Raw genomic sequence first — 12,248 nt, forward strand, 5'->3', positions numbered from 1 at the left:
GCTTATTTCGGCCCGCAGCATTGAGGCCGTTTTCCGGGGAACAGCACTATGACTAATATTTCTGATGCTGATAAAGGAGTGCCGCTTATCACGCTAAAAGAGCTATCAAAAAGCTTTGGCGGACATCAGGCACTCAAAAATATCACTCTGACGTTGAATAAAGGTGAAGTGCACTGTTTAGCTGGGGCCAATGGCTGTGGCAAAAGTACGCTGATAAAAACCATCAGTGGTGTGTATGCCCCTGATGACGGTAGTGAAATTATTATCGACGATAAATCGTACCTGCGTTTAACCCCTGATCGCGCTCGCGATTTGGGGGTGCAGGTTATCTATCAAGACTTGTCGCTGTTCCCTAACCTGACGGTGGCGGAAAACATTGCTTTCGAATACAACCTGAAAGGTTACTTCGGTTGGTTTAGCAAAACCAAACTCAAACAGAAAGCTTGCCAGGTTTTACAAGAATTGGCCTTTACCATCGACCCCGATGCGCTGGTACAAAACTTACCTATTGCTCAACGTCAGCAGGTTGCTATTTGTCGCGCATTGGTTGCTGATGCCCGTTTGGTGATTATGGATGAGCCAACTGCGTCTCTCACCCGAACAGAAGTGAATCAGTTGCTGCGCACGGTGAATTACCTGCGCGACAAGAACATCACCGTGGTGTTTGTCAGCCACCGGTTGGATGAAGTGAAAGAGATTTCGGACCGAATTACCGTCATTCGTGATGGCGAGAAAGTGGGAACCTGGCCGGCAAGCACTCTTTCCGTGGGGCGGATTACCGAGCTGATGACCGGTTTAACCATTACCCATGAGCAGAAATTACCGAATGCTGAACTGGGCAAAGTAGTATTGCAGTTAGATAATCTCAGCCGTAAAGGGCAGTTTGAGAATATTTCCTTTACTCTGCATCGCGGTGAGGTTTTAGGGCTTTGTGGCTTGCTCGGGTCCGGGCGCACAGAACTGGCGTTGAGTCTGTTTGGCATCACTCACCCTGATAGCGGCGAGATTGCTATTGATGGCAAACCGGTTCACATCAAAGACAATACCCGCGCCATCGAGCTAGGGATTGGTTACGTCTCTGAAGACCGCCTGACACTCGGTGCGGTACTGCCGCAATCGGTCGCCGACAACATGATGCTGTCAATATTGCAACGTATTCGCACCCCGCTCTACCTACTTGATGAAACGAAAAAAGCGGCGCTGGTGCAGGAATGGGTAAAAGATTTAGACATTAAAGTCACCAACCCCGATAACCCACTGTCAACCTTATCCGGCGGTAATCAGCAAAAAGTGGTGCTGGCCAAATGGATTCTGACCAAACCGAAAGTACTGATTCTTGACTCCCCTACCGTGGGCGTCGATATCGGTGCGAAAGACAGTATTTACAAGCTAATTCACCGCCTATCAGGTGTCGGTATTTCGGTACTGCTTATCTCCGACGAAGTGCCAGAAGCCTATTACAACTGTGATCGCATCCTGCATATGAAACAGGGGCGCATCGTCAATGAATTGATCCCGAATCAAATGACTGAGCAACAGCTTGCGGAGGCCATCAATGCCTAATATCAGCAGACTCAAACCGCAATCCGTTGAAGGGTGGCTAGCCTGGGTTATCGTCATTATGCTGGCCCTGTTCTCCCTGCTTAGCAGTGAGTTTCTGTCCATTCAAAACCTGCTGGATCTGACGGAAAGCTATGCCGTCACCGGCGTCTTTGCCCTCGGGCTTTTTGTAGTACTGGTGACCGGCGGTATCGATATTTCCTTTGCTGCCGTGGCCTCGGTGGTGCAATACGTGGTGGCATCACTGCTACTCAATGACGTGATTGCCAGCCCGCTATTGTGCCTGGTTATCGCTATCTCCATCGGCGTGTTGCTCGGTTTCGTTAATGCGATACTGATTTACTATCTAAATATCGTTTCCATCATTATCACCATCAGTATGCAATCGGTACTGTTTGGCATCCTGATGTGGATAACCAACGGCCACAGTATTTATGACTTGCCGGACTGGTGGATAACCCAGCGATCCATTCTGCCCTTTAGCGTTGATGGCGAGAGTTACCAAATTGGCTTGCCGCTGGTCATTATGCTCGCTATTGCCCTACTCACCTGGCTGCTACTGAATAAAACTCATATTGGTCGTCAATTATATGCCGTCGGCGGTAGCCCTGAATCTGCGCGCCGTATCGGTATTCGCGTGTCACTGCTTTATCTGTTCGCCTATGGCTATTTAGGGGCAACGGCAGCAATCGGTGGCATGTTGCAGACCTACCGAATGAGTGAGGTGGTACCAAGTGCACTGGTGGGCGGCGAGTTGGATGTTCTGGCCGCAGCCGTGTTAGGGGGTGCCAGTTTGTCCGGTGGGCGCGGCTCGGTGGTTGGCACACTGATGGGCGTCTTCCTCATTGGTATTCTGAAAAATGGCCTCAACCTGATCGGCGTTTCCAGTTACTTCGTCAACATTGTGATTGGCGTGGTGATCGTCGCCGCCATTTGCGTCACCCATTACAAGAAACGCAAAGAAACTGATGTTGGCTTTGTCTGACAGGGGCTTTTTATGAAAAAGAACACGTTTTTCCATATCGACGGCACCATCTCCGGTTTACTGAGTATTTGCTGTCTGGCAACACTGGCTTTCAGTCTGGCTATGCCCGGTCACTTCTTTACCACGAACACCTTTTTGAGCATCGCTTTCCAATTGCCGGAGTTAGGGCTGCTGACCTTTGCCATGTTTGTGCCGATGCTCAGCGGCGGGCTAAATCTGTCCATCATCGGCACAGCTAACCTCACCGGCCTGTTTATGGCCTGGTTGCTTATTCAATATGTTCCAGCGGATGCCAGCACCGCGACACAATTGATGTGGCTGGTGATTGCCCTGTTGGGGGCGGCGCTGATTGCCGTCATTATCGGCACGCTAACCGGGCTGATGATCGCTCGCATCGGCGCGCACCCGATTCTGGTGACATTGGGCTGCATGACCATTATTAGCGGGATCGGTGTTTATCTGACCAAAGGGGCCGCACTCAGTGGTATGCCGCCCATTGTGCGCAGCATGGGATCAGAGGTGGTGATGGGCATCCCTATCCCGATGATTATTTTTGTCGTCGCCTCACTGCTGTTGGCACTGATATTAGGTAAAACACGGCTAGGTAAAACTATCTATATGTGCGGCAGTAATATCAACGCCACCTGGTTCAGTGGTATCCGTACTGACCGCGTGATGATTGCTATCTACTCCATCTCCAGCCTGTTATGTGTGTTAGCCGGCCTGATTATGATGTCGCGTTTTAACTCAGCACGCATGGGATATGGCGACTCTTATCTGTTACTGACCGTGTTGGCTATCGTGCTGGGTGGGACCAATCCGTTCGGCGGAGTAGGGAAAGTTAGCCATGTGTTTTGTGCGCTACTGGTATTGCAGGTCATCGCCACCGGCCTGAGCCTACTGGGTGTCAGCCTGCACTTCAATCTGGCGGTTTGGGGGATCACGCTTATCTTCGCGCTGGCCTTTAAGTTCTTCAAAGAGAAATGGAAAGCCAAACGTGCCATGAAAAATAACCGATTGAAAAATTTCAGTAAGATGGCCATAGGGAAAACAGAATAATGCGAATTCACCCATTAGGAATCTATGAAAAAGCACTGCCTGTGGACACCAGTTGGGTTGAAAAGCTGGCGGTAGCAAAGTCCTGCGGTTTCGACTTTGTCGAGATGTCGGTTGATGAAAGCGACGAGCGGCTGGCCCGGTTAAATTGGAGCCGCGAGGAGCGCATGGCAGTTATTAGCGCTATCCAGCAAACCGGGGTGAGAATTCCAACACTGTGCCTGTCGGCACATCGCCGCTATCCCTTTGGCAGCCGTGATGCTGCCACCCGTGAGCAAGCACACACTATCATGTTGCAAGCCATCCGGCTGGCGCAAGATCTGGGTATTCGCACCATTCAACTGGCGGGTTATGACGTTTATTACGAGCCACAAGACAGCGAAACCATCCGCCGTTTTGAACAAGGTATGGCATGGGCAGCACAGCAGGCAGCGGCGGCACAAGTGATGTGTGCGGTAGAGATCATGGACACACAGTTTATGAATTCCATCAGCAAGTGGAAGGCGTTGGACCGCAAAATTGGCTCGCCGTGGTTTACCGTGTATCCCGACATTGGCAACCTCACCGCGTGGGGCAATGAAGTGGATACTGAACTGGCAAGTGGCATTGACCGAATTGCGGCTATCCATCTGAAAGATACTTTTGCCGTCACCACAGATTGCCCTGGTCAGTTTCGTGATGTGCCCTTCGGTGAAGGCTGTGTCGACTTTGTTAGTCTGTTTAAAACCCTGCGGCGTCTGAACTATCGCGGCACCTTTCTGATTGAAATGTGGACCGAGAAATCAGCCGAACCGTTGCTAGACATCATCCATGCCCGCCACTGGATTGAAGACAAAATGCGGCTGGCTGGTTGGGGTAACGATACCTTACCGGCTGCATGCTAAGGAGCCATAATGAGCCACTATTTTCTCGGCATTGACCTTGGCGGCACGGTAACCAAGGCCGGGATTTATACCGCCGAAGGGTGCGAAATTGCGGTTACAGAGCAGGCTTTGCCGGTGCTTAGCCCACAGGTAGGGTTTTGTGAGCGCAATATGGAAGCACTATGGGCGGCGACTTGCCAGGTTATCCGCCAGACCCTCAATAATGCGCAGGCGGTGGCTGGTGTGGCGGCCGAGCAAATTCACGGCATCAGCTTCTCTGCTCACGGTAAAGGATTGTATTTGGTAGATAAACAGGGCCAACCGGTGCGCCATGGCATTGTTTCTTCCGATTCCCGCGCGCAAACTTTGGTTAGCCGCTGGCAAAAAGAAGGCAAAGCAAACCAAGCTTATGCACTCAGCCTACAACAACTGTGGCCATCCCATCCGGCAGCCCTACTGCGTTGGCTTAAAGAGAACGAACCGGAAAACTATCACCGCAGCGGTTATGTGTTAATGGCACATGACTATATCCGCTATCGCCTGACAGGCGAGTTCACCATTGAAGAGACTAATATCTCTGGCAGTAATCTTTATAACCAATACAGCGGCAATTTTGATCCGCAACTGATGAAGATATTCGCCATTGAGGAAGTCGCCGAGAAAACCGCACCGATTATTGGCTCTGCGGATCTGGCAGGCTATGTCAGTCAACAGGCGGCACAGGCCTGTGGCTTAAAACCCGGTATTGCGGTATACGGTGGTATGTTTGATGTAGTCGGTGCGGCGTTAACCTCCGGCTTGCATGATAGCCACCAGCTCAGTGCTGTGGCAGGAACCTGGTCAATAGCTACCCGGGTATTCGAAGGCGTACAGCCATCTGACTACCCTTATGTGTGGGGGAAATATTGCATCCCCGGTAGCTACTTTGTTCACGAAGGCAGCCCAACCTCCGCCAGTAATCTGGCGTGGTTTGTACAGCAATTCCTACCAGATTTGCCCGACAGCTATCAAACACTCAATCAATGGGCTGAGTTGGGTTATGCGAAGTCGGAAGATTTGCTGTTTTTCCCGTGGCTATACGGCTCCAATTACAGTGCCAATCTTAGCGGCGGTCTGTTAGGGCTGAGCGGGCACCATACTCGCCAGGATATTGTTTACGCGATTTATCAGGGGATTGTTTTTTCGCATCTGTTGCATCAGGACCAGATTCTGGCGCTGGGCGATAACACCGACTGCATCCGTTTCAGCGGCGGCCCCACTCACTCGGCCATCTGGATGCAAATGTTTTGTGATGCCAGTAATTTGCCATTAGAAATTGTCGATATTCAGCAATCCGGTTGCCGGGCTGCGGCCCTATGTGCGGCAGTGGGAAGCGGCTATTATCGCGGTTTTGAGGACGCCATCACTGCCAGCCCGCCGCCTATCACTCGCCTGCTACCCAATGCTGAAAAACACCAGATATTGAGAACGCGTTTTGACAAGTTTAAGTGCATTGCCGAGGCGTTAAGCAGAGTCATGTAGTTGCATCACAGGCAGAACTTAGTGAAAAACACAATAACATCATCAAGTTATAGCCAAAATAATTGGAGTTACAGGTAGGCAGCAAGAAAGCGAATCCCGATGAGCTGACATAAGTCAGTGATTCGGGTGAGTGAACGTAGCTAACACTCCGGCAGCTTCAAGTATGAAGGATATAATAGTGTCCCACCATCATCCTGCCAGAACCATCGATAAGTGCGGAAAATGAGATCCACCCTTTATAAAGAGGGTGGGGCCGTCGCCTCGCACTGACAATCTATAGTAAGATCATCGCCAAAGTCATGTCCCCAAAGAGATTAGAGTGGTAGGTAGGCGGCAAGTGAGCGCCGCTAACAATCTTGCTACTTCAAGTTCGAAGGGGAAAGTAAAAATATATCGGCTTGGCTTACTAACGCTTGTTTCTGTTATCGAACGCTTTCGCTAACTGATGTTGAATGTGAGAAAAATATGTCAAACAAACCGTTCCACTATCAGGATCCCTTCCCGTTAAAGGAAGATGATACTGAGTATTACCTTGTCAGTAATAATCACGTCTCGGTTACCCAGTTTGAAGGCCACGACATGCTAAAAGTCGAGCCAGAAGCCCTGACCCTCCTCGCCCAACACGCTTTCCACGACGCCTCATTCCTGCTACGCCCCGCTCACCAAAAGCAAGTTGCCGCTATTTTGGATGACCCAGAAGCGAGCGAAAATGACAAATATGTTGCCCTGCAATTCCTGCGTAATTCGGAAATTTCCGCCAAAGGGATTTTACCGACCTGTCAGGATACCGGCACCGCAATTATCGTCGGCAAAAAAGGCCAACGTGTTTGGACCGGTGGCAATGACGCAGAAGCCCTGTCACGCGGCGTGTATAACACCTTTATTGAAGATAACCTGCGCTACTCGCAAAACGCGGCGCTGGATATGTACCAAGAAGTGAACACCGGCACCAACCTGCCAGCACAAATTGACCTGTACAGCACTGAAGGCGAGGACTACAAATTCCTGTTCGTCACCAAAGGTGGTGGCTCAGCCAACAAGACCTATCTGTATCAGGAAACCAAGGCGCTGCTGTCTCCGGGCAAGCTGAAAGAGTATCTGGTCGAGAAAATGCGCACCTTGGGTACCGCGGCCTGCCCGCCATACCATATCGCCTTTGTGATTGGTGGGACGTCGGCTGAAAGTACCCTCAAAACCGTCAAATTAGCCTCAACCAAATATTATGATGGTCTGCCGACTGAAGGGAATGAGCACGGGCAAGCTTTCCGTGATACCGCGCTGGAACAAGAGCTACTGGAAGCGGCACAGGACTTAGGTTTAGGCGCGCAGTTCGGCGGCAAATACTTTGCTCATGATGTGCGGGTGGTGCGTTTGCCGCGTCATGGTGCATCCTGCCCTGTCGGGATGGGGGTCTCCTGCTCTGCCGACCGTAATATTAAAGGCAAGATTAACCGCAAAGGGATTTGGCTGGAAAGGCTAGAGCAAAACCCAGGGAAATATATTCCTGAGCATTTGCGCCAGAGCACCGAAGGCAAAGTGGTTAAAATCGACCTTAACCGCCCAATGGCCGATATCTTAAAAGAGCTGTCTCAGTATCCGGTATCAACCCGCCTGTCACTGAGTGGGACGATTATTGTTGGCCGTGATATTGCCCATGCAAAATTAAAAGAACGGTTGGATAACGGTGAAGGTTTGCCGCAATACATTAAAGATCATCCGATCTACTACGCCGGGCCGGCCAAAACGCCAGAAGGTTATGCATCAGGCTCCCTCGGGCCAACCACCGCGGGCCGCATGGATTCCTACGTGGACCTCCTGCAATCCCACGGCGGCAGCATGATCATGCTGGCAAAAGGCAACCGTAGCCAGCAAGTGACCGATGCCTGTCACAAACACGGCGGCTTCTATTTGGGCAGCATTGGCGGCCCAGCCGCAGTATTGGCACAAAACAGCATTAAGAGTCTGGAGTGTGTGGAATATCCTGAACTGGGTATGGAAGCCATCTGGAAAATTGAAGTGGAAGACTTCCCAGCCTTTATCTTGGTAGATGATAAAGGTAATGATTTCTTCCAACAGATCCAGGCATCAAGATGTAACCGCTGCGGTTAAATAAACTGAGTGAAACCTGCCCTGATAGTTAATATCAGGGCTTTTTTTTGCGCTATTCTGCACATATGTGCAAAACCAACCATATCACGCAAAATAAAAATGTGATCACAATCCAAATTTTGTCGTCAAGATCGTTGCGGCACACAAAAAACCTATTTCAATTTATTTAATATAAATCAATTCATTAAATATAAATGCACATCTGTGCGATAACTAAAGTGGGTAATAGCGCTTCAATTGGTTTTTTATGGAAGATATTGAGAGTTATTCGTTATATTGTGCTTTTGACTTCAAAAATGGAAAGTGATTATATCAAGCCATAGATAACTTAATGACATTTGCACAAATGTGCAAGAGGTTGAAAATGGAAAAGAGCGACGATCTGCGCCTGATGGTGAAAATTGCACAAATGTATTACGAGCAAAACTTCACGCAAGCGGAGATAGCACGCGCGCTCGGTATTTATCGCACCAGTATCAGCCGAATGCTAAAAAAAGTACGCGAACAGGGCATTGTTACTATTTCAATCAATTATAACTATAACGAGAATCTGTTACTGGAACAGCAGTTGAAGTCGCGTTTTAAATTACGTGAGGCGATTGTCGTCTCTTCAGAACATGATCAATCGCCAGAACATCAGTTAATATTAATGGCAAAACAGTGTGCCGCATTGTTAAACCGAATTATTGAAAATGGCGATATCCTCGGCTTCTCTTGGGGCAGTGCGATTGCCACCCTGATTGAGCAAATGGATATATCACCGGTATCGCGTCAGTTAACCTGTATCCCGATGGTGGGTGGCCCCTCAGGTAAACTGGAAAGCCGTTATCATGTGAATACCCTGGTTTATAGCGCCGCAATGAAATTAAAAGGCGAGTCATTGTTGATCGATTTCCCGGCAATTCTGGAGAAAAGTGTTATCCGTGATGGCATTGTGCAATCTCAGCATTATCAGGCTATCGCTGACTATTGGCAGCGGCTGGATATCGCTATATTCGGTATTGGTTCACCCAATATCTCGGGGAATTCCACCTGGCGCGCTTTTTATGGCAGTGATGTTATTGATCACTTTAATGACCGACAGGTTGCTGGCGATATTTGTTCACGTTTTTACGATTTGCAGGGCAACCCGGTGGAAACCTACATTAGCGATAAGACGATCACTATCGACTTAGAGAAAATTAAAAAAGCCCGTTATTCCATCGGTATTGCGCATTCCCATGAAAAAATCAGCGGGATCATCGGAGCAATTAAAGGAAAGTATATTAATAGTCTGGTGACCACGAAAGAAACTGCTGAGGAGATACTCAAACTAACGGCATAAAAAGCAGCTAAAGAAATACCATGAGGAAAAGTTTACTGTCAGTCATCATTAACCTTTCCTCTTTATATCAAAAAACTCAATTAATTGCGCCTTAGGGTGTATGGCTGAGTATTAGCAAAATTCAGAACAGCAGGGAAATTCTATGAACGATTGGCTTAATTTAAAAGATAAAGTTGTCATTGTAACCGGTGGTGCATCAGGGATTGGCTACGCTATTGTGGAAGAGTTACTGGCGGCAGGTGCCAAGGTGCAATTAGCCGATGTTAATAAACTTGACGGTGACATTAAAAATAATCCACAGCTGAGTTTTATTCAATTGGATATTTCAGACCGTAGCAGTGTACAGACTGCAATTGATAATATTCTAACCCAACATGGGCATATTGATGCATTAGTTAATAATGCCGGGATTAATCTCCCCCGTCTGCTGGTCGATCCGAAACAGAGCCACAGCCAATATGAGCTGAAAGATAACGAATTTGAAAAAATGGTAAATGTGAATCAGAAAGGGGTGTATCTGATGTCACAAGCCGTGGCACGCAATATGGTTGAGAACAAACGCGGTGTCATTATTAATCTCACGTCGGAAAGTGGATTAGAAGGCTCTGAAGGACAAAGCTGTTATGCCGCAACTAAAGCCGCACTATATAGTTTTACCCGCTCCTGGGCCAAAGAACTGGGAAAATACGGTATTCGTGTGGTGGGCGTCGCGCCGGGTATTTTGGAGAAAACCGGTTTGCGCACCCTGGATTATGAAGAAGCACTGGCCTACACCCGTAATATAACAGTTGAGCAGTTACGTGACGGTTATACCAAGAATGCCATTCCAATTGGCCGGGCTGGAAAACTATCAGAAGTGGCTGATTTTGTGACTTACTTATTATCCGAACGTGCCAGCTATATTACCGGCGTTACCTACAACATTGCCGGTGGTAAAACCCGAGGCTAAACAGGAGGTATGATGGTTAGTGTCATTTTTTGTGCTCATGGTGATTTAGCGGTTTCAATGCTTAACTCCGTCAATATGGTGTATGGCGAAACACAAAATATTACCCCGCTGTTATTTAACCGTGGTGAAAATGCCGAAGATTTAGTGACAAAAATGCAGGATGTGATGGCACATAGTGACAGTTGCTCTTGGCTGATTGCGGTTGATTTGCAAGGTGGCAGCCCATACAACGCTGCCGCACGGTTGGCATTCAACAATCACAACATTCAAGTTATCAGTGGGTTATCACTACCACTGGCACTGGAGATTGCCGATAACCAGCACTCGATGGCAGTAATAGAACTGGCTGATTACTTACTGGAAATCGGCGCGCAGTGTGTGCAGTCATTCCATCACTTACAGAATGTCGAAGAAGAAGAGGCCGACTTTATATGAAAATCAATCTGGCAAGAATTGACGACCGGCTGATTCACGGTCAGGTCACCACGGTATGGGCGAAAGAGGCCAAAGCTGGGCGGATTATTATCTGTAGCGACGAAGTCTATAACGATGATATTCGTAAAACGTTATTAAAACAGGCAGCACCTCCGGGAATAAAAGTAAACGTGGTTAATATAGAAAAAGCCGTCGCGGTTTACCACAATCCTAATTACAGTAATGATACGGTTTTTTATTTATTTACCAATCCGACCGATGTTTTGCGCCTGGTGGATCAAGGCGTGAAGATTGAAGTTATTAATATTGGTGGCATGGCATTTAAACAAGGTAAAAGGCAATTAACTAAAGCAGTATCAGTTGACCAGGAGGATATTAAAGCCTTTTATGCATTAGCTGAACGTGGCGTACATTTGGATTTACGGGTAGTCACTTCCGACCCTCAGGTAGATGTGATTAAAAAAATACGTGAACTGGAGTCTAAATAACGACATTTAACACAACCGACAAATAATAACTCAGGTTTTATTAAACATTTAAATCCGCTTACTCAACCTGGGCAATGAAACTATTTAATGATAATCCATGGCGATAGTGGCCAGGGTTAATAGGAGTATATTGCCGAAAGGGGTCCACCATGGAAATAAGTTTAGTACAGATAATCTTAATCTTTATTTTCTCATGCATCGCCGGTATGGGCAGTGTGCTGGATGAATTTCAAACTCATCGGCCATTAATCGCCTGTACCATTACTGGCCTGATCCTCGGTGATATGACCACCGGCGTGATTCTCGGCGGTACCTTGGAATTGATCGCCCTCGGGTGGATGAACGTCGGTGCGGCGCAATCCCCCGATTCCGCCCTCGCCAGTATTATCTCAACCATTCTGGTGATTGTCGGCCATCAAAACATTGCCACCGGGATTGCTATCGCCCTACCCGTGGCGGCAGCCGGTCAGGTGCTGACAGTGTTCGCCCGTACCATTACCGTGGTTTTCCAGCACGCAGCAGATAGGGCCGCAGAAAAAGCCAACTTTGCCATGATCGACTTAATGCATGTCTCAGCCCTACTGGTTCAGGCTCTGCGCGTGGCGATACCGGTTTTGATCGTATCCATCTTTGTCAGTGCCGATACCGTCAGTCACATGCTCAGCGCGATTCCAACCGTAGTCACCCATGGGTTACAAATCGCGGGCGGATTTATTGTGGTGGTCGGTTATGCCATGGTACTCAACATGATGGGCGTGAAATACCTTATGCCCTTCTTCTTCCTCGGTTTTATTGTCGGTGGCTACCTTGGTTTCAGCCTGCTCGCCTTCGGTGGCATCGGCCTGATTATTGCCTTGCTATATATCCAGTTAAATCCTCTGTATCAGAAACCGGCGGCTCCTGCGACGTCAGCCAGCCACGCCAAACTTGATGAATTAGAAGATTAGGAGACGCTGAA

The 12,248-nt window shown here is 48.4% G+C and carries 11 protein-coding genes; all 11 read left to right on the forward strand.

The window, feature by feature from the left end; all coding sequences use genetic code 11:
* Positions 1-48: 48 nt before the first annotated feature.
* The 11 genes from V1955_RS17790 (at position 49) to V1955_RS17840 (ending at position 12,237) form a co-directional block, all read left to right on the forward strand.
* Positions 49-1,563 (forward strand): sugar ABC transporter ATP-binding protein, encoded by a 1,515-nt coding sequence (locus V1955_RS17790; RefSeq protein ID WP_442821236.1) that lies wholly within the window; start codon positions 49-51, stop codon positions 1,561-1,563.
* Complete coding sequence (locus V1955_RS17795; RefSeq protein WP_083160301.1) at positions 1,556-2,545, forward strand: ABC transporter permease; 990 nt, start codon at positions 1,556-1,558, stop codon at positions 2,543-2,545. The genes V1955_RS17790 and V1955_RS17795 overlap by 8 nt, the downstream gene beginning before the upstream one ends.
* Positions 2,546-2,557: 12 nt before the next feature.
* On the forward strand, positions 2,558-3,604 hold the full coding sequence (locus tag V1955_RS17800) for an ABC transporter permease (protein ID WP_442821237.1): 1,047 nt from the start codon (positions 2,558-2,560) through the stop codon (positions 3,602-3,604).
* Positions 3,604-4,485 carry an L-ribulose-5-phosphate 3-epimerase gene (locus V1955_RS17805; RefSeq protein WP_442821238.1) on the forward strand — a complete coding sequence of 294 codons (882 nt, stop codon included), beginning with the start codon at positions 3,604-3,606 and terminating at the stop codon, positions 4,483-4,485. Before V1955_RS17800 ends, V1955_RS17805 begins: the two co-directional genes overlap by 1 nt.
* Positions 4,486-4,494: 9 nt before the next feature.
* Positions 4,495-5,985, forward strand: a complete 1,491-nt coding sequence (locus V1955_RS17810; protein WP_442821239.1) for an FGGY-family carbohydrate kinase — start codon at positions 4,495-4,497, stop codon at positions 5,983-5,985.
* Positions 5,986-6,450: 465 nt separating this feature from the next.
* Positions 6,451-8,094, forward strand: a complete 1,644-nt coding sequence (gene fumA / locus V1955_RS17815) for a class I fumarate hydratase FumA (RefSeq protein WP_083160309.1) — start codon at positions 6,451-6,453, stop codon at positions 8,092-8,094.
* A gap of 364 nt (positions 8,095-8,458) precedes the next feature.
* Entirely contained in the window at positions 8,459-9,418 is a 960-nt protein-coding gene (locus V1955_RS17820; RefSeq protein WP_083160323.1) for a sugar-binding transcriptional regulator, read from the forward strand.
* Between the two features lie 142 nt (positions 9,419-9,560).
* Positions 9,561-10,367, forward strand: coding sequence for an SDR family oxidoreductase (locus tag V1955_RS17825; RefSeq protein WP_083160331.1), 807 nt, complete (start codon positions 9,561-9,563; stop codon positions 10,365-10,367).
* 12 nt (positions 10,368-10,379) lie between these two features.
* On the forward strand, positions 10,380-10,802 hold the full coding sequence (locus V1955_RS17830) for a PTS sugar transporter subunit IIA (protein ID WP_442821456.1): 423 nt from the start codon (positions 10,380-10,382) through the stop codon (positions 10,800-10,802).
* On the forward strand, positions 10,799-11,290 hold the full coding sequence (locus V1955_RS17835; RefSeq protein ID WP_372558090.1) for a mannose/fructose/sorbose PTS transporter subunit IIB: 492 nt from the start codon (positions 10,799-10,801) through the stop codon (positions 11,288-11,290). Before V1955_RS17830 ends, V1955_RS17835 begins: the two co-directional genes overlap by 4 nt.
* A 149-nt stretch (positions 11,291-11,439) precedes the next feature.
* Positions 11,440-12,237 (forward strand): PTS mannose/fructose/sorbose transporter subunit IIC, encoded by a 798-nt coding sequence (locus tag V1955_RS17840; RefSeq protein ID WP_193784718.1) that lies wholly within the window; start codon positions 11,440-11,442, stop codon positions 12,235-12,237.
* Positions 12,238-12,248 lie beyond the last annotated feature (11 nt).

Origin of the sequence: Yersinia sp. 2545 StPb PI, from assembly GCF_052217125.1 — a bacterium.
In the GTDB taxonomy this organism is placed as follows: domain Bacteria; phylum Pseudomonadota; class Gammaproteobacteria; order Enterobacterales; family Enterobacteriaceae; genus Yersinia; species Yersinia enterocolitica_E.